Here is a 17241-nt window from a genome sequence, read left to right as displayed (position 1 = left end):
TTCATGCCGGCCAGGACGGCCGAGGCGGCGTTGGTGCCGTGCGCCGAAGCCGGAATCAGGCAGACCGTGCGCTGGTCATCGCCCCGGGACAGGTGGTACCCGCGGATCGCCAGCAGGCCAGCAAGCTCACCCTGGGACCCGGCGTTCGGCTGCAGCGAGACCTGGTCATAGCCGGTGATTTCCGCGAGGTCAGACTCCAGCCCGCCGATCAGTTCGCGCCAGCCCACGGTCTGGGAATCCGGGGCGAACGGGTGGATCGAGGCGAACTCCGGCCAGGAAATGGCTTCCATCTCCGCCGTCGCGTTCAGCTTCATGGTGCACGAACCCAACGGGATCATGGTCCGGTCCAGGGCCAGGTCCCGGTCGCTCAGCCTGCGGATATAACGCAGCAGCTGGGTCTCGGAACGGTGCGTGTTGAACACCGGGTGCAGCAGGTACTCGGAGGTGCGGAGCACCGATTCGGGCAGGTCAAAACCCTTCGCGTCCACCACGGGACCGGCACCGAAGGCGACGGCGATCGCGGAGAGGACATCCGTCGTCGTGGTTTCATCAATGCTGACGCCGATGGTGTCCTCGTCGATGTGGCGCAGGTTGATGCCGCGTGCCTCGGCAGCGGCGATGACCTTGGCCGCCTTGCCCGGGACGCGCACGGTGACGGTGTCGAAGAAGGTCTCGGTAACCAATTCGCGGCCGGCGACCTTCAGCGTGGTGGCCAGGGTGCGGGCGTTGCGGTGGACCTGCTCGGCGATTGCTTTCAGGCCGTCGGGGCCGTGGTAAACGGCGTAGAAGGAGGAGACAATGGCCAGCAGTGCCTGCGCGGTACAGATGTTGGACGTGGCCTTCTCACGGCGGATGTGCTGCTCACGGGTCTGCAGCGCCAAACGGTACGCCGGGACACCGGCGTCGTCCTTGGACACCCCCACCAGGCGGCCGGGCATGGACCGCTCCAGGCCCTTCGCCACCGCCATATACGCCGCGTGCGGGCCGCCGAAGAACAACGGCACCCCGAAACGCTGGGTCGAACCGACAGCAATATCCGCACCCTGCTCCCCGGGAGGGGTGATCAGCGTCAACGCCAACAGGTCAGCGGCGACCGTGACCAGGGCGCCGCGCTCCTTCGCAGCGGCAATCACGGCGGCGTGGTTGAAGACCCGGCCGGACACACCCGGCTGCTGCAGCACGATGCCGTTGATGACACCGTCGGGCAGGCCCTTGGACAGGTCAGCGACCTCCACCTCAAACCCGAGCGCTTCGGCGCGGCCCTTCACGATGGCGATGGTCTGCGGCAGGCAATCCGCGTTCAGGACGGTCTTGCCGTCGCGGGCTTCTTTGTTCTTGTTCGCCCGGCGCATCATCAGCACTGCCTCAGCCACCGCGGTGGCTTCATCCAGCAGCGACGCGTTCGCGATGGGCAGCCCCACGAGGTCCTGGACCATGGTCTGAAAATTCAGGAGCGCCTCGAGCCGGCCCTGGGAAATCTCCGGCTGGTACGGGGTGTACGCGGTGTACCAGGCCGGGGCCTCGAGGATGTTCCGGCGGATCACCGCAGGCGTCACCGTGTCGTAATAACCCTGCCCGATCATCTGCACAGCAGTCTTATTCTTCGCAGCCAGCTTCCGCAGCTCAGCAAGGACCTCAACCTCACTCAGGGCGTCCTTGAGAGCCAGCGGCTTGGCCTGGCGGATGGAATCTGGGACAGCAACGTCCACAAGGCCGTCAACGCTGTCATAGCCAACGGCCTTGAGCATGGTGTCAACATCGGCCTGGCGGCGGGCGCCAATATGCCGATCGGCAAAGGTGGAGGGGGACGACTGGATGGTCATGAAGGAACTCCATAATTCAGGTGGCGCGCTGGGTACGCCACATTGATTCGGGTTCCTCCCCGCTCTGTATTGGACCTGAGAGTTTCCGCGCCTACCCGCTTTACAGGGTGACACTTGCACCGTCGGTGAGCCCGTTACCGGACTACTTTCCAGAGTTGCCTAACCGCGGCGGTACGTGGGCCTGAGAGATTCCCGGAGAGGATTTGCTCCTACGGCGCCTGCTGAACGTACCGGCAGGACTCTCCCGCCGCAGATCAAAAGCATGTGCCACTTCATCAGTGACACGTCTCACAGGATAGCCCGATTCCGGGCCGCTTGCAAGGCGGGGAGGATGGATGCCAGTGCCACCTGGATGGCCGCTTCGCCGGGGACGCTCACGCTGGCGTGGCGCTGCCAGAGGTGGAGGCCGGCAGTGGCGATGAGCCCAGAAGCGACAGCGGCGGCCGTCGAATGACGTTTGTGCCGGCCACAACCAACCGTAGCTGTGCGGCGTGTGGGTCACATGTGTCACGTCAGAGTTCGCACGGTCGTTTCGGGATCAGTCGTACCATCCGGGTGAGTCGCGCCTCCGGCTGAGGCGAGTACCGGGTAACCGGAGTCATGGCAGGTTCCGATAAGTCGAGTACTGGGTACTCGTTCTTTCGGTCGGCGTACGTTCGTAGACTCCGGCTACCGGACGCTGCGATCCGCGCCCCGGTCCGAACAAAATCTGAAGGGGCATTGAGCTCACATGAGAACAACTTCACTTAGAGTGGCCGGCGCGTCGGCGGCATTGGCAGGCCTTATGGCGGTGGCGGCTCCGGCAATGGCGTCCGTGATATTTGATCCGGCCACGGGGACGGGGTTTGTCGGCAAGGGTGATGTGCAGCTTGTCTTTTCCTGGAATAACAAGGTGCTCCAGGACAACGCATTTGCCGTGGACTTCCGCGTGAATTCTGTTAGCGAGACGACGTGGACCTGTACGAAGATCGTCGTGCAGGGCAACGATGAAACACGGGAGATTGTTCAACAGCGCAGCACCACCAGCACCGCCCAAGGACTCGTCACCACGGTTGCGCGTGAGAACTCCAAGGGTAAGGAGGGAGCCGTGACAGGCTTCTACCTCACTGGCTATGAAGGCGCGCCTGTCTTGGGCACGGACGGACCCGCGCCAGGTTCCTGCCCGGCTGACCCCAGCGGCTTCGTCTATGACGGAAACGCGGTGACGACCGAATCCGGCGGTGGCCTCCAGGTCACCCGCGACGGGACGAACTGGTACAGCATCGGATAGGTTCCGGCAGTGCGACGGGCAGGGCAGAGGCGGGACCATCGCTGCTGCCCGCCCGTCGTCGCCCGTTCAGGAACTTTGGGCGGCCGCGCGGCGGGAGTTCCTCACGTCCCTTGATCAAGTCTTTCGGATTTAGCGTGCAATCTGCGTCATATTCCCGCACGTCGGGCGATTACTTAAATATGGACCTGACGTCCATCAGCATTTTTCAGGGAATTCACATTGGAGGACTTCATGTCGTTCTTTACCGCATTGGTGACAAGCAAAATCGCGGCCGGGATTCTGGCCGGAGGAACCCTCGCCGCCGGGGGCGCGGCCACCGCAGCCTACACCGGGACACTTCCCGCGCCGCTCCAGCAGGCCAGTCATGAGGTCACGGGCGCCCCAGCACCGGCGGCCGCTTCCACGGCCGCTGAGCATACGCCCGCCGCAGCCCGGCACGGGAAAGCATCGAAGGCCGCCGCTGCGCCGGCGCCGCGGCCGGACGCAACACCTGTGGGCCCGGACGCTACCGGTCCGGCAGCCTTCGGACTGTGCACGGCGTTCACCAACGGCGGCCTGGACCCGGCCTCAACCGCCTTTGAGTCCTTGGCGACGGCAGCGAATGGCGGCGCGGGTATCGCAGCGTACTGCAAATCCGTGCCAGCGCCCGGCCAGGCGGCTGACCATCGGGAGGACAAACCGGCTAACTCGGGCACATCCCTATCACCGGGCAAGGGAACGCCGCCGGCGCAGGCTGACAAGGGACTGTCCCACAAGCCTGCCACGGCAGGGAAACCCTAAGCCAGGCCGAACGGGGATGTCTGGGAGGTGGGGGATGGATACGATCACTGACGACCTGGTGGCAGCGGGCCACGGGGACTGCGCATCGTTGTTCTCCACCGTATACCGGGCATTCTCACCGGCAGTCGCTGGCTATCTGCGGGCCGGCGGAGTGGACGATCCCGAGGGCGTCACCCACGATGTGTTCCTGGCCGTATACCCCAGATTGACGGCGGTCAGCGGCGGAGCGAAAGGCCTCCGGGTGCTGATCTTCTCCATCGCCCACGCCCGCCTCGTAGATCACCACCGCCGCCGCAGCAGAACACCCGTCCCGATGGAATACGATCCCGGCAGGGACGACCGTCTGAGCGCATCGGCCGAGGACACGGTCCTGGACGGCGACGCCGAAGCCAACGCCCTGGCGATGCTTGAGGGCCTCAGCGAGGATCATCGGGAAGTCCTCCGGCTGCGCATCATCGCTGAATTGTCCGTGAACGACGTCGCCTCCATCATGCAGAAGTCGCCAGGTGCCATAACGCAGCTCCAGCACCGGGCCCTGGCCAGCCTACGGAAGCTCCTCAAAGTTGAGACAAGGGTGGCCTCATGATTACCAGGCACACACTTCGCGACGAACAGGTCGTCGATGAACTACTCTTGGAAACCGGCAGCGAAGATGCCCCTGACCTGAGAGCCGCACTGCTGGACCTGCGCTGTTTTGTGGCCAGTCCCGCTGTGGTTCCTTCCGCTGAACTCGAAGCACTCATGGCCACCGGACCGGCCAGCCTGGACGCCCGCCGCCGGCGCAACCACCGCCGAACCTCCTTCACGGCGGTGGCCATTGCAGCGTCCATGGGAATTGGCACAGCGGCCGTGGCCGCGGCCGATCCCGGATTCCGCGAACATGCACAACAGGCCATCACCACCGTGATCGACGCGGTCACGCACGGCTACTCGGGAAAGCCAACACCCGCCCCCGGCCCCGGTGCTACGAAGACGCCCGCCCGCGTTCCCGATCTTCCAGCACCTGCGCAAGGCGACCCGGGGCGGTCCGGCACGAACCCCGCGTCATCGCCGGTGATCCCGCCAGCCAACGGAACGGCGAACGGGCCTGCACCCGCCGTCCCCCAGAAGCAAGGGAACCAGCCTGCACCCGCATCTCCGTCCTTCAAGGCCCACAGTTAGCCTGAACGTGGGCAGCAAGCTGCTGCCGGCGGCCAACCCGGCTCAGGACTGCGGGACCTCGTTCCTGAGGGAGCCGCCGCAGCGATCGAGACCGAGCAGGAGGTCGGCTCTTTGAAATCGTCCGCGGACATGGTGAAGGCGATCGAGCCGGCCGTCAGGTTCGACGAGCGGCCGCCCGCCGAGGGGCTGGACGTCGAGACGCCGTACGCCACAACATCCGGCTCAGCGCCGAGGAGTAGGCCGAGGCGTTCGACTCCCTACCCCGGCACTCCGCAGGCGTGGAACACGGAGCTGGTCGAAACCTTCAGCAGGGCATGGCGGTCATGGCCGTAGCCGAGCCGGTCAGTCGCTCTCATTAGAATGAACCGCGATCAGGCCACCAAGGACTACGTTGCAAAGCGAACGAGCCAAGGACGCACCAAGAAGGAAATTATTCGTAGCCTGAAGCGATACATCACCCGGCAGATCTACCGAACCCTCCAAGGATCTCAGCACGACCTCCTCCCCGGCACTTGAGGGGCCAGCTCCGAAAAGGCCCATCGTTTGCCCTGATTACGGAGGAGCCCGAATAGCCCTAGGGTCCGGGAGAGCTTATCGAAATTTTCCCACTGCTTACAGCTTCTTCAAGGCATGCTGCAACGCGGAGGGCGTCTTCCTCTGAAGCTCCTGCGATGAGTCGGAATCCCAGATGAGAGGTCGGCAGGTCCGCACTCTCCACTGCTATCTCCACACTGGGGTCGTCTTCGCAGGGTGTCCCGGTAGCAGGAGTTGCGAAAACAGGATATTCCGCCCCGACGCCCCAGCGGTCACCCGCAGAAATAGTACGCACGTAATCGCTTGGCTGTGGTCCAGCGCAGGCTGGAAGCAGAAACAGCAGTGACAGTATCAGAACCAGGCGTCGCACTTTTCCCCTTGGCGTGACTACATAAAAGTATGGGATCAGTCTATAAGTGAAAATTTCAGAGGGATCGGGGGGGTGGTTCCACGCGCGAAGGTTACGGAGAACGGCCCGTTTGCCAGGGCTTGACGAATATAGAAGCATCCACGGAACCACGTCGGAGCTGGGCTCGGTCCTGGACACCTGGCTCGCCGAGCACGACGAGGGACCGTCTGCGTCATCGGCACCCCTGACGCGGGACGCGACCGGGTCGGGTCGATGTCCCGCGTCAAGTGGCTGACCCGGAACTGGCCAAGGGGCTCCAGTTCGACCTGGTGGTCCTCGTGGATCCTGAGGGCTTCGGCCCGGGCATCGAGGGAGCGGTGGACCGCTCCCTCGCGATGACCCGGGCGACCCGGCAGCTCGTCACCCTCACACGCCCGGAAACATAACCGCCCACGCCGGCGCCGTCACCTGGCGGCGCTGCTTGGCGGCGTCGTCGCTCGCGGTGCCGGTGACGCCGAGGGTTTTCCCGTCCGCGATGTCCCGGCGGATCCGTTCCTTGGCGTCCTCGGCCGCAACGCTGGGTCTCGAAAAGCTTCGCGACCATCGCTTCGTACTGGCCCTGGCGCGCGGCCGCTGCCGCCGGGGTGGTGAGCCGGTGGCCGCCACGCCCGGACGCTGCGCATGGCCGAGGCGCTGCGTCGGCCGCCGCGCGACCCCCAATGCGAAATCTCCAGCGCCACTCCTATAATAGGTGCATAGGTATGCACATATTGTTTTGATTGAGGGATCCTCATGCTCCAAGTTCTGGCCATCCGCACCTTTCGAAAGCTCTTCACAGCCCAGATCGTTGCGTTGCTGGGGACCGGTTTGCTGACGGTGGCCCTCGGACTGCTGGCGTTCGATCTTGCCGGAGCGCAGGCCGGGGCCGTACTGGGGACAGCGTTGACCATAAAGATGCTGGCCTACGTCTTCGTCGCGCCCGTCATGGCGGCACTGGTGGAAAAACTGCCGAAAAAGGCCGTGCTGGTGGGCGCGGACCTGATCCGTGGCGGAATCGCCCTGATGCTGCCCGCTGTGGATCAGGCCTGGCAGATCTATGTGCTGGTCTTTGTGCTCCAGAGTGCTTCGGCGACGTTCACGCCCGCCTTCCAGTCCCTGATCCCGGCGGTGCTTCCCGACGAACGGCAGTACACGCGGGCACTGTCGCTCTCCCGCCTTGCGTATGACCTGGAATCCCTGGTCAGCCCGGCCCTGGCCGCCGCACTCCTGTCCGTCATGACGTTCCACGAACTTTTCCTCGGCACCGTGGCAGGCTTTATGTTCTCGGCGGCACTGGTAGTGACCACGCAGCTGCCCACGGCCACCGCCGTGAAGCAGGAAGGATCACTCTGGCACCGCACCACCCTCGGCGCAAGGATCTTCGCGAAGACGCCGGAACTGCGCGGCCTCCTCGCATTGAATCTGGCCGTGGCGGCCGCTACAGCCCTGGTGCTGGTCAACACCGTGGTCTATGCCCGGGACCTTTTCGCAGGATCCAACGCCGACGTCGCCATCGCCCTGGCCTGTTTCGGCGCCGGTTCGATGGCTGCAGCGCTCAGCACACCCAGGGCGCTGGACCGAATAGCGGACCGTTCACTGATGATGACCGGTGCTGCGCTTCTTGGTCTTGGCCTCGCCGGCACGTTTGTGCTGCTGGCCACCGCCGGGCCATGGCACATCCTGCTGGGGCTCTGGGTTGCCCTGGGGGCCGGGACCTCGATGATCAGCACCCCTTCGGCCCGTCTACTGCGCCGCTCTGCAACGGAAAGCACACGGACCCGTATCTTCACCGCCCAGTTCTCCCTTTCCCACGCGTGCTTCATCATCACGTACCCCGTAGCCGGCTGGATCGGCGCGTCCGCCGGCCAGCCCGCGGCCGCAGCAGTCCTGGCCCTGGTGGCTATGATCAGTACAGTAGCGGCCCTGAAATTCTGGCCGGCAGCCGCCAGGACCGGCGCAGAACCGGCCAGCAGGAAAGGGTGATCCGGTGGAAGAGGCCCAACGCATCAATACACCGAGCCTTCACCATCCCAGGCTTCCCGATGCCCGCCGGCTCGATGCCGCCACGGCGACGTTCCGGATGCTCTCCGATCCCACCCGCCTGCACCTGCTCTGGCTCCTGACACAGGAACCGGCCGATGTCACCACCCTGGTGGAACGAACCGGAGCCTCCCGGACCTCAGTCAGCCAGCACCTGGCCAAGCTCCGCTTCAGCGGCCTCGTCAGCACACAAAAGGTCAGCCGCAGGGTGGTCTACAGCATCGCGGACGGCCACCTGGCCCGGCTTGTCCTGGAAGGCCTGAACCACGCCGATCACGCCGTCACGGGGGAACCCGGCCACGGCTGACTGTCCTGGCGGTAAGGCAAGCGCGCGGCAGCCCGCTCCCCCGGAACTGTGGGCAGCGACACCTTGCAAAATATACCCCATGGGGGTATTCTCAGGGTGTTGCCAATGAAGAGGTTTGTCCAGGCCGTGTAAATTCCGGTCCTTACAGCCGTTCATCCCCAGCACCTCATCACACCTCTCTTGCAAAAGGACAGAACTGATATGAGTGCACCCCAGGTCCGGACCGAACTGCCCCTCGTTGCAGCTGAAACCGCAGGGTGCAGTTGCTGCTCCACCCCTTCAGCGAAGCAGCTGTCACCCCAGCCGGAAGGTACGGAGTACTCCGTCACCGGCCTGACGTGCGGTCACTGTGCCCAGACCGTTGAAAAGGCAGTCTCCGCGCTCGACGGCGTGACGTCGGCCGCCGTCGAACTCGTCGCCGGCGGGACCTCCCGCCTGAGAGTCTCCGGGCCCCAGACGGAAGCAGCCGTCCGGGACGCCGTCACCGCCGCCGGGTATAGCCTCACCAGCAGGTAGTCCAACTCCCACCCTGAGGACAGCTCTGCTGACGCCGTCAGGGAACACTCCTCTCAACAGGACGACAACAATGGAAAACCACCACGATCACCACGACGGAGAAGACCACTCCGCCCACCAGCTCCCAAAGCCCGTACCGGGCCATGCGACGGCGGTAGCGAGCCCGCCCGCAGATCACGCCGGCCACGCCGGCCAGCCGCATGGTGCTCACGACGACGACCACACGGTCCACAGCCACGGGCAGCACGCCGGGCACAGTACCGCCATGTTCAAGAACAGGTTCTGGCTCACCCTGGTCCTGTCCGTGCCCGTGGTGTACTTCAGCCCGATGGTCGGCCACCTCCTGGGCTACATGCCGCCCGTGTTCCCCGGCTCAACCTGGATCCCGGCCGTGCTGGGAACGGTGATTTTCTTCTACGGGGGCCAACCGTTCCTCAAGGGCGGCCTGCAGGAACTGAAGACCCGGAGCCCCGGGATGATGCTGCTGATCGCCATGGCCATCACTGTTGCGTTCGCAGCCTCCTGGGTCACTAGCCTTGGCCTGGGTGGATTCGATCTGGACTTCTGGTGGGAACTGGCGCTTCTGGTCGCGATCATGCTGCTGGGACACTGGATTGAAATGCGGGCCCTCGGTTCCGCGCAGGGCGCCCTGGACGCCCTCGCGGCCCTGCTCCCGGATGAAGCAGACCGCATCACCGACGCCGGCACGGAGACCGTACCCGTCTCCGAACTCCGTGAAGGCGACATCGTCCTGGTGCGGTCCGGCGCGCGGCTGCCTGCCGACGGAACCGTCGTCGACGGCCAGGCGGAAGTGGACGAATCCATGATCACCGGCGAGTCCAAGACCGTTCCCCGCGCCCCGGGTGACGCGGTGGTGGCCGGCACAGTCGCGACGGACAACACTATCCGGGTCAGGGTGACTGCCGTCGGCGAAAACACCGCCCTGGCCGGCATCCAGCGCCTGGTTGCCGAGGCGCAGGCATCCTCGTCCAAGGCACAGGCGCTGGCCGACCGTGCCGCGGCCTTCCTGTTCTACTTCGCCGCCGGCGCGGGTGTCATCACGTTCATCGTCTGGGCCCTGTTGGGCAGCGTCCCGGAGGCGGTCACCCGCACCGTCACCGTCCTGGTGATTGCCTGCCCCCACGCCCTCGGCCTGGCCATCCCGCTGGTCATCGCTATTTCCACTGAACAGGCCGCCCGGGCCGGGGTCCTCATTAAGAACCGGATGGCCCTCGAACGCATGCGGACCATCGACGTCGTCCTCTTTGACAAAACCGGCACTCTCACGAAGGGTGAGCCCGACCTGAAGGAAGTCGCCGCCGTAGCGGGCGGGGATAAAGACCGCCTGCTGGCGCTGGCCGCAGCTGTGGAATCCGACAGTGAACACCCCGTGGCGCGGGCGATCGTCCGTGCCGCGCGCCAGCGAAACCTGGCTGTTCCCGAAGCCACCGGCTTCTCGTCCCTCACCGGGCGGGGCGTCCGCGCCAGCGTGGACGGGCGCACTGTTCACGTCGGTGGACCGGCGCTCCTGCGCGAGCTCGGCGCCGTCGAGCCTGAAGAGCTGGCTCGCTCCACCCGGGCCTGGATGGACCGTGGCGCCGCCGTGCTGCACGTGATCGACGGGAACAGTGTCCTGGGCGCCGTCAGCCTCGAAGACGCCGTCCGCCCGGAATCCCGCCAGGCCGTGGCGGCTCTGCAGAACCGGGGCATCAAGGTGGCCATGATCACCGGCGACGCCCGGCAGGTGGCCCAGGCCGTGGCCGACGAGCTGCACATTGACGAAGTCTTCGCCGAAGTCCTTCCAGCGGACAAGGACAAGAAAGTCGCCGAACTCCAGGCCCGCGGGCTGAAGGTGGCAATGGTAGGCGACGGCGTCAACGATTCCCCGGCCCTGGCCAGGGCTGAAGTAGGCATCGCGATCGGCGCGGGCACGGACGTGGCGATGGAATCGGCCGGCGTGGTCCTGGCCGGCAATGACCCCCGCGCGGTGCTGTCCATGGTTGACCTGTCCCGCGCCAGTTACCGGAAGATGTGGCAGAACCTCATCTGGGCAACCAGCTATAACGTGGTGTCCGTTCCGCTGGCCGCGGGCGTGCTTGCCTTCGCAGGGGTGGTACTGTCCCCCGCGGCCGGCGCCGTGCTGATGTCCGTGTCCACGATCGTGGTGGCGTTGAACGCCCAGCTGCTGCGCCGCGTGAAACTCAACCCCGCCCAGGTGCGCTGAACGAGAGAAACCACCACAGTGCTGCCGCGCGGCCGGCCTGAGGTTGAACAAGCCCGGACCGTCCCGGCGCCGAACGTCCGGGAGCAGGAAGGGCCGGTCCGCACTCGGCGGACCGGCCCTTCGAAGACATCTTCATTGCCCTCTCCCGGCCCAGCAAGGCACTGGGGCTTCAGCCTTACTGGAGCAGAAGAGCAAAACGCGTGCTTAGCGCAGAACGCCGCAGGCCGCAGGGTCGGTAGCCTCGGCCGGGAGGTTCGGGTTAAGCTCGCTGGCACCTTCAGGATCGCTGAAATTGTAGGTTCCGTTGCCGTCGTAATCCAGCCCGTGGATCACCAGGACACCCTCGCCATCGCGGATGGAGTCCGCGATCTGCTTCGCGGTGCCAAGTCCGCCGGCTCCCGGGTAGCCGGTACCGGCCACGTCCGTGAACTCGATATTGTCCCGGCTGTAGTCATAGCTGCCACCATGCGAGACGGGGAACCGGGAAACGTCCAGGAAGCTGGCGGGGGTTGTATCGCCGGTGGTGTTCAGCGACACCACAACGGGGCCGTAGGCCGGAACACCCTCCAGTGTGTTAATGCGTCCGTCACCGTTGCTGTCCTGCGCCAGTGTGGGGCACTCGTTCAGGGCCTGGTTGCCGTAGTGGATGTGCTGGGCGTGCGGGGCGTCGGGGGTCAAGCCAGTAGCGTGAACCTCGATGTGCTGGATTTTCTGGTTGCGGACAACCGCGGTGGCGGTGCCCGAAGCGCCTGAGCCGTTGAGCTGCATGAGGGTGGCTGTCAGCGTCACGGTTTTCTCCGCCGCTTTGGCGTTCTGGGCCATGACTGGCCCGGCACCCAACGACACAGCAGCCAGCATTGCCACACCGGTACCACCCAATACCAATTTTGTATTCCGCTTCACGATTTACTCCTTGGTCAACGATCGCAGGGGAAGTCCCGCGGTCATGTGTGATTCGTAACACAGGGCGTTACGGATGGGTCACCGCTTGAAGCCACTGCGCACACCCTGCCCGCACATGTTAAGTTGAGAGCCACGACGGGCCGCACCGGCCCTCGCGCATCGGCTGGAAAAGAGAAGTTCCGTGGAATCCCCCGCATCTGCCCCCGCACCCGTGAGGATCCTGACGGTCTGTACCGGAAACATCTGCCGCTCCCCCGTGGCCGAACGGCTGCTGCAGGCCGGTCTGGACCAGGTGATGCCGGGCGGGTTTGAGGTCACCAGCGCAGGAACCCGTGCCATGGTGGGCGACCCCATGCAGCCGTTGTCCGGTGACATCGTGCGCACCTTTGGCGGAAACCCGGACGGTTTCGTCTCGCGGCAGCTGACCAGCAAGATCCTGCGCGGCGTGGACCTGGTGCTCACCATGACCTCCGGCCACCGCGGTGAAGTGCTCCAGCTGGACGCCTCCCTGCTCAAGCGCACCTTCACCATCCGCGAGTTCGCCCGGATGCTCGACGTCCTGGACGAGCGTGCGGACAGTGCCGCAATCGTTCCGGTAACTGCCGACGGCGGCACTCCCCTCAGTGCCAACACCGCCTTCTGGCGGGGGCTGCCCGCGCGGGCCGCGTCCGTCCGGCACCTGTCGCTGCCAGCGGATTCCTCGGAGAACGACATCATTGACCCCTACCGGCGCAGCCCCGAGGTCTACCGCCAGATGGAGGACGAGCTGGCCCCCGCCATCGTTTCCGTCCTGCGGCACGCCCGCCTAAACGTTCCCGCCTGAGCAAGCGCGCTTTCCACCGAACCCGGCGCGCCGCCGTCGTACATCACAGCACGGAAACGACACGCTCCGCGTTATAGCCGTAACCGGGCACGAGGGCGGACACTAAGTCATGGTAAGCACCCCAAGCGGTTCTGATCCGATCGGCCCGACCCCGTCCGGCCCCGAAGCTGCCGCGCCTGCCGCGCTGAAACGGCGGCGCGTGATCGCGGCGGTGCTGTCGCTCGTGCTGGTGGCCGTCGTCGTCGTGTCCGCCCTGGTATTCACCCGGCCAGCCGCGGATGTTGCGGCCCCGGCGCCCATCATCGCTGACTCCGCCACCCCCACTCCTTCAGAGACGCCGCCGCCGGCGCCGGCCCTTCCCCCGCCGCCCGAACCCATCGCGGAGCTCCCGGCAGCGCCCATGAACATCCTGGTGATCGGCAGCGACAGCCGCGCCAACGCCCGGGAGCAGGCGGCCATCACCCAGTCCACTGGCGAGTACCAGGACCAGCGGGCGGACTCCATGATGCTGGTCCACGTCCCCGCAGACCGGCGGAGCGTGCACGTGGTCTCCATAATGCGTGACCTCTACGTGAACATCCCGGGCTACGGCGCCTCCAAGATCAACGACAGTCTTTCGGTGGGCGGCACCCCGCTGGCGGCACAGACCGTGAGCCAACTGATGGGCACTCCCATAGACCACACTGTCATGCTGGACTTCAACGGGTTCAAGACGCTCACGGATGGGCTGGGCGGAATCGACGTGAACGTCACAGTGCCGTTCCAGTCCACGCACGAAACCCAGCACGTCTTCCCGGCGGGGGTGAACCACCTCGACGGCCAGGCGGCACTGGAGTTCGTCCGCGAGCGCTACGCGTTCCTCGACGGCGACTTCCAGCGGGTCCGGAACCAACAGACGTTCCTCCGCGCCATCCTCGCGCGGCTGACCAGTGACGGCGCCCTGCACGATGTGACCGCCGTGCGGGCCCTGGTGAATTTCGCCGGGAGCTACCTCACCGTGGACCAGGGCTTTGACCCCGTGGGCGTGGCCGTCCTGGCCTACGCGATGCGCGGCATCGACCCGAACAGCTTCGTCTCCATGACGCTGCCCACCGCCGGCACGGGCATAGCCGCCGGCGGAGCCTCGGTGGTGTTCCCTGACTACAACGGGATCGCCCAGATGTCCGCCGCCATGCGCGAAGGCCGGCTGCCCGAGTACGCCGGCGGATAGTACGCAGGCTTGCTGTACAGCGGGCGCTGAGCGCCTGGACTTGAGCGCGGCCCCAGGGGGCGTGCAGCGGAACGGCCCTGGCTATGCCGCTGCCGGGGCCGTTCCATTGGTGACTTAGCTCCGGGTGGGGTCCGGGCGCAACGGTGCTGGCCCCGGGTCCGGAACGGGCAGCGGGCCGGGAGGTTCCGGCGTCGGGATGGGGCTCGGCCTCTCCGGCCCCGGGTGGCCGGGATGGGTGGGCTCCGGATTGAAGGGGTCCGGGCCTGGTTCGGGCGGGAACGGCTCTGGTTCGTGCACTGGCGGGATGGTCATGGAACTTCCCCTCTCACTCTGGGCGCGTGCGCCTTTGCGTGATCAGGATACTCCCGCCCGCCATCAACGCTCTCTCACATCCTGCAGAAATTTCCCGAACGCTCTCTCACTCCGGCTGTGAGTGCGTTCTAGTCCGACCTGCTTCTAGGCCGGACGGCGCAGTCGGACCGGGCGGGAAACCGGCGCTTTCGCTGCTTCGCCGGCTTCCCGCATCAACGGGACGGCGAAGGTCACCACGAGGCGCGGGTCGGCGTCATCGTCCGTGGACCTGATGGTCAGGCTCCGGGTGCCGGGCGGCAGGGACGGAGTGAAAACCTGCAGGTTCCGGGTGCCCACACTGGCTGAATCCCGGAGCGTGTATGGGGTACCCCAATGATCCTCGATGGCAATCTCAGGGGCGGCTCTCCCAGCAGCGGATTCCACGTGGATGTTGACCACCAGGCACGTGCTCCAGACTTCGACGGAGAGTACCGTGAACTCAGCGCCGGGTGTCAGGTGCAGGCCGTACGTGGGCGGCAGGAGCATCTTCCGGAGGATGCCTTTCGGTATTAGGTTTCGCATCGTCGCCCCCAAAAATTACTGAGAATGCTTCCAATTACCCCGCGATAATGACGCATTGTCAAGGTCCTGGCCAGGGTCCTGCGGCAAGCCACACCAGCATGAGTTAACCCGCGCCACGCTCGGCGTTCATCCGGGGGAAACGGGCTGTGTATTCGCCCCCGGCAGGGTGGGGTCATGACTGATATCTCACGCCGCACCATCGTCAAAGGTTCCGTCCTCGCAGCAGCGCTGGCGGCCGCGCCCGCCGCCGCGAACGCCAGCAGCTTCCCGGCCGGCCGGACCGGGATCCCGCTGGTCCGGAACCGCCTTACCCTGCCCAGCGGCATCGCCACCGGTGACGTCACTTCCGATTCCGCCGTGGTCTGGTCCCGCTCCTCCGCCGCGGGCCGGATGACCGCCACCCTCCGCGCGGTGGGAGCCGGCGGCGAAATCCTGCGCGGCCGCGGAGCCTTCGAACGCACCCTCCGCGGTCCCCGGGCCACCCAGGCCTCCGACTTCACGGCCAAAATCCATGCCGGCAACCTGCCATCCAACACCCGCTTCGCGCTGGAGATCAGCTTCGAGGACGACGGCGGCGCGGCCGGCGAGACCGTCAAAGGAACCTTCCGCACGGCACCCGACGCCGGGACCTTCCATGGGGAGGGACGCACCGGCGGCGACACCACGCCGTCGTCCGCCCAAAGCTTTGTCTGGACCGGCGACACCGCCGGCCAAGGTTGGGGCATCAACGAGGAGATCGGCGGCATGCGCGGCTACCGGGCCATGCACAACACCCGGCCCGACTTCTTCATCCACTCCGGCGACACCGTCTACGCCGACGGCCCCATCGCCGAAACCGTGGTGGAGCGGGACGGGCAGGTGTGGCGCAACCTTGTCACGGAGGAGGTCTCCAAGGTGGCCGAAACGCTCACCGAGTTCCGCGGCCGGCACCGCTACAACTCCCTGGACGCCAACATGCGCGCCATGTTCGCCGACGTCCCCGTGATCGCCAACTGGGACGACCACGAAACCACCAACAACTGGTACCCGGGCGAAATCATCGACGACCCCCGCTACACCGTGCGCGACGTCAACACCCTCGCAGCGCGTGGCCGGCAGGCATGGCAGGAGAACATGCCCATCGCTGACAGTTCGGCCCTGTGGCGCCCGGGAACGTTCGACGACGGCGGGCACTACCAGCCGGCCCGCATCTACCGGAAGATCCCCCGCGGTCCGCAGCTGGACGTGTTTTGCCTGGACATGCGCACCTTCAAGTCGCCCAACACGGACGGCAAGGAGGCCCACGCCACCTCCATCCTTGGCCAGGAGCAGGTGGACTGGCTGATCCGCGAAGTTTCCAAGTCCAAGGCGACCTGGAAGGTGATCGCCGCGGACCTGCCCCTGGGCATCATCGTCCCGGACGGTGCCGTGAACCAGGAAAGCCTGGCCAACCGCGACCCCGGTGCGCCGCTGGGCCGCGAGCTCGAAATCGCCGGGGTGCTGAGCGCGTTCAAGCGGAACCGGGTGAAGAACGTGGTGTGGCTGACGGCCGACGTCCACTACTGCGCCGCCCACCATTACTCCCCCGAGCGCGCAGCCTTCACGGACTTCGACCCGTTTTGGGAGTTCGTGGCCGGCCCCATCGCAGCCGGATCCTTCGGGCCCAACCCGATGGACGGGACGTTCGGACCCGAGGTGGTATTCGCCAAGGCCGGACGGTTCCCTGGCGAATCACCGCGCGACGGCGAGAACCAGTTCTTCGGCCACGTCCAGCTGGGCGAGGATGACAGCTTCACCGCAAGCCTGCGGAACGCCAACGGCGCTGTAGTGTTTTCCAGAGTTCTCACCCCAGAACGGTGAGGGATGGCCCCCGGCGATGCCGGGGGCCACCGTATCGGGAGGGTCACCCGCAGACTGCCGATGCGCTATCTGGCGCTGTGGCGTGCCCAAACGGCTAATCGCCCTCTAGAGGCAGATGAAAAAGAGACGCGTCCGGATCCTCCCGGTAATGCTGTTCTAGCACCGGGCGGAGGACGGTTCAAGTGGTTCCGGCGAGTAACTTAGCTGCTTGTCCAAACGCTCTCTCACTTGATGCAGGTTTTCCAGCGACGCGAAAATTGTCAAGCTGTGTGGAGTCACTGGGCTAGTTTTTGGGGTGTTTTGGTCTCGGGCAGGTTGATCCCGACGTGTTGGGCGGGGGCCGGTGTGGTGGGTCGTTGGCGGAATCTTTCTGGGTGTCGTTCGTAGTAGTCCTGGTGGACTTGGTCTCGCTTGTCCCAGAGCTCTTTCCAAGAGCCGTTGTGGACTTGTGAGGGTGAGAACAGCGCGATGCCGGAGTGTTTGTGATCGGTGCTGTACCAGTGCACATAGTCGGTGAGGTACTCCCTCGCGGCCTCGAGATCGTCAAAGA

17 protein-coding genes, 2 pseudogenes and 1 riboswitch are annotated in these 17241 nt (G+C 65.7%); of the genes and pseudogenes, 13 read left to right on the top strand and 6 right to left on the bottom strand.

The genetic code is table 11. The annotated features are described in order from the left end of the window. Window positions 1-1823, bottom strand: a pseudogene (locus DAD99_RS12585) (glycine dehydrogenase); the annotation flags it as partial. Between the two features lie 159 nt (window positions 1824-1982). Then, window positions 1983-2080: riboswitch (glycine riboswitch) on the bottom strand. 473 nt (window positions 2081-2553) lie between these two features. Here DAD99_RS12585 and DAD99_RS12580 point away from each other — a divergent pair. From DAD99_RS12580 to DAD99_RS22175, 6 genes are all read left to right on the top strand, one after another. Further along, window positions 2554-3093, top strand: a complete 540-nt coding sequence (locus DAD99_RS12580; protein WP_193341818.1) for a hypothetical protein — start codon at window positions 2554-2556, stop codon at window positions 3091-3093. 231 nt (window positions 3094-3324) lie between these two features. Further along, on the top strand, window positions 3325-3873 hold the full coding sequence (locus DAD99_RS12575) for a protein tyrosine phosphatase (protein WP_193341817.1): 549 nt from the start codon (window positions 3325-3327) through the stop codon (window positions 3871-3873). 34 nt (window positions 3874-3907) lie between these two features. After that, window positions 3908-4459 (top strand): RNA polymerase sigma factor, encoded by a 552-nt coding sequence (locus DAD99_RS12570; protein WP_193341816.1) that lies wholly within the window; start codon window positions 3908-3910, stop codon window positions 4457-4459. After that, complete coding sequence (locus DAD99_RS12565; protein ID WP_193341815.1) at window positions 4456-5034, top strand: hypothetical protein; 579 nt, start codon at window positions 4456-4458, stop codon at window positions 5032-5034. Before DAD99_RS12570 ends, DAD99_RS12565 begins: the two co-directional genes overlap by 4 nt. A 111-nt stretch (window positions 5035-5145) precedes the next feature. Then, window positions 5146-5367: a hypothetical protein gene (locus tag DAD99_RS12560; protein ID WP_193341814.1), complete on the top strand. Its 222-nt coding sequence runs from the start codon at window positions 5146-5148 to the stop codon at window positions 5365-5367. Window positions 5368-6204: 837 nt separating this feature from the next. Then, complete coding sequence (locus DAD99_RS22175) at window positions 6205-6363, top strand: ATP-binding domain-containing protein (RefSeq protein ID WP_227007982.1); 159 nt, start codon at window positions 6205-6207, stop codon at window positions 6361-6363. On the opposite strand, the gene DAD99_RS12550 is transcribed toward DAD99_RS22175, so the two are convergent. Next, window positions 6344-6583 carry a hypothetical protein gene (locus tag DAD99_RS12550; RefSeq protein ID WP_193341813.1) on the bottom strand — a complete coding sequence of 80 codons (240 nt, stop codon included), beginning with the start codon at window positions 6581-6583 and terminating at the stop codon, window positions 6344-6346. The two genes, DAD99_RS22175 and DAD99_RS12550, sit on opposite strands and share 20 nt — an antisense overlap. Before the next feature lie 126 nt (window positions 6584-6709). Here DAD99_RS12550 and DAD99_RS12545 point away from each other — a divergent pair, with 126 nt between their 5' ends. The 3 genes from DAD99_RS12545 to DAD99_RS12535 all read left to right on the top strand — a co-directional run bounded on the left by DAD99_RS12545 (window position 6710) and on the right by DAD99_RS12535 (window position 8819). Continuing rightward, window positions 6710-7939 (top strand): MFS transporter, encoded by a 1230-nt coding sequence (locus DAD99_RS12545; RefSeq protein WP_193341812.1) that lies wholly within the window; start codon window positions 6710-6712, stop codon window positions 7937-7939. A 4-nt stretch (window positions 7940-7943) separates the two neighbouring features. Further along, a complete protein-coding gene (locus DAD99_RS12540) occupies window positions 7944-8303 on the top strand; it encodes a metalloregulator ArsR/SmtB family transcription factor (RefSeq protein ID WP_193341811.1) in 360 nt (119 codons plus the stop codon). Window positions 8304-8504: 201 nt separating this feature from the next. Next, window positions 8505-8819, top strand: coding sequence for a heavy-metal-associated domain-containing protein (locus DAD99_RS12535; RefSeq protein WP_193341810.1), 315 nt, complete (start codon window positions 8505-8507; stop codon window positions 8817-8819). A gap of 37 nt (window positions 8820-8856) precedes the next feature. On the opposite strand, the gene DAD99_RS21730 is transcribed toward DAD99_RS12535, so the two are convergent. Beyond that, window positions 8857-9066, bottom strand: coding sequence for a hypothetical protein (locus tag DAD99_RS21730; protein WP_227007981.1), 210 nt, complete (start codon window positions 9064-9066; stop codon window positions 8857-8859). 18 nt (window positions 9067-9084) lie between these two features. On the opposite strand from DAD99_RS21730, the gene DAD99_RS12530 reads away from it, so the two are divergent. Then, on the top strand, window positions 9085-11043 hold the full coding sequence (locus tag DAD99_RS12530; RefSeq protein ID WP_227007980.1) for a heavy metal translocating P-type ATPase: 1959 nt from the start codon (window positions 9085-9087) through the stop codon (window positions 11041-11043). 204 nt (window positions 11044-11247) lie between these two features. On the opposite strand, the gene DAD99_RS12525 is transcribed toward DAD99_RS12530, so the two are convergent. Continuing rightward, window positions 11248-11946 carry a hypothetical protein gene (locus tag DAD99_RS12525; protein ID WP_227007979.1) on the bottom strand — a complete coding sequence of 233 codons (699 nt, stop codon included), beginning with the start codon at window positions 11944-11946 and terminating at the stop codon, window positions 11248-11250. A gap of 181 nt (window positions 11947-12127) precedes the next feature. On the opposite strand from DAD99_RS12525, the gene DAD99_RS12520 reads away from it, so the two are divergent. Together DAD99_RS12520 and DAD99_RS12515 are read left to right on the top strand one after the other, a co-directional pair. After that, on the top strand, window positions 12128-12769 hold the full coding sequence (locus DAD99_RS12520) for a low molecular weight phosphatase family protein (RefSeq protein ID WP_185261476.1): 642 nt from the start codon (window positions 12128-12130) through the stop codon (window positions 12767-12769). A 109-nt stretch (window positions 12770-12878) separates the two neighbouring features. Then, window positions 12879-13979 (top strand): LCP family protein, encoded by a 1101-nt coding sequence (locus DAD99_RS12515; RefSeq protein WP_185261477.1) that lies wholly within the window; start codon window positions 12879-12881, stop codon window positions 13977-13979. A 456-nt stretch (window positions 13980-14435) separates the two neighbouring features. Here the strand turns inward: DAD99_RS12515 and DAD99_RS12510 are convergent, their stop codons facing one another. Then, on the bottom strand, window positions 14436-14852 hold the full coding sequence (locus DAD99_RS12510) for a hypothetical protein (protein ID WP_193341808.1): 417 nt from the start codon (window positions 14850-14852) through the stop codon (window positions 14436-14438). A 174-nt stretch (window positions 14853-15026) separates the two neighbouring features. On the opposite strand from DAD99_RS12510, the gene DAD99_RS12505 reads away from it, so the two are divergent. After that, entirely contained in the window at window positions 15027-16691 is a 1665-nt protein-coding gene (locus DAD99_RS12505; RefSeq protein ID WP_193341807.1) for an alkaline phosphatase, read from the top strand. A gap of 275 nt (window positions 16692-16966) precedes the next feature. Here the strand turns inward: DAD99_RS12505 and DAD99_RS12500 are convergent. Beyond that, window positions 16967-17241: pseudogene (locus DAD99_RS12500) on the bottom strand (IS3 family transposase); the annotation flags it as partial.

This window comes from Pseudarthrobacter sp. AB1, from assembly GCF_014926485.1.
GTDB lineage: Bacteria > Actinomycetota > Actinomycetes > Actinomycetales > Micrococcaceae > Arthrobacter.
Note: the sequence above shows the minus strand (reverse complement) of the source record. Positions and strands in the feature narration are given on the sequence as shown.

Excerpts from the sequence above, each read along its gene's own strand:
- DAD99_RS12575 (WP_193341817.1), top strand. The coding sequence starts at position 3,325 with ATGTCGTTCTTTACCGCATTGGTGACAAGCAAAATCGCGGCCGGGATT.
- DAD99_RS12530 (WP_227007980.1), top strand. The coding sequence starts at position 9,085 with ATGTTCAAGAACAGGTTCTGGCTCACCCTGGTCCTGTCCGTGCCCGTG.
- DAD99_RS12545 (WP_193341812.1), top strand. The coding sequence starts at position 6,710 with ATGCTCCAAGTTCTGGCCATCCGCACCTTTCGAAAGCTCTTCACAGCC.
- DAD99_RS12510 (WP_193341808.1), bottom strand. The coding sequence starts at position 14,852 with ATGCGAAACCTAATACCGAAAGGCATCCTCCGGAAGATGCTCCTGCCG.
- DAD99_RS12570 (WP_193341816.1), top strand. The coding sequence starts at position 3,908 with ATGGATACGATCACTGACGACCTGGTGGCAGCGGGCCACGGGGACTGC.
- DAD99_RS12580 (WP_193341818.1), top strand. The coding sequence starts at position 2,554 with ATGAGAACAACTTCACTTAGAGTGGCCGGCGCGTCGGCGGCATTGGCA.
- DAD99_RS12515 (WP_185261477.1), top strand. The coding sequence starts at position 12,879 with ATGGTAAGCACCCCAAGCGGTTCTGATCCGATCGGCCCGACCCCGTCC.
- DAD99_RS12505 (WP_193341807.1), top strand. The coding sequence starts at position 15,027 with ATGACTGATATCTCACGCCGCACCATCGTCAAAGGTTCCGTCCTCGCA.
- DAD99_RS12565 (WP_193341815.1), top strand. The coding sequence starts at position 4,456 with ATGATTACCAGGCACACACTTCGCGACGAACAGGTCGTCGATGAACTA.
- DAD99_RS12535 (WP_193341810.1), top strand. The coding sequence starts at position 8,505 with ATGAGTGCACCCCAGGTCCGGACCGAACTGCCCCTCGTTGCAGCTGAA.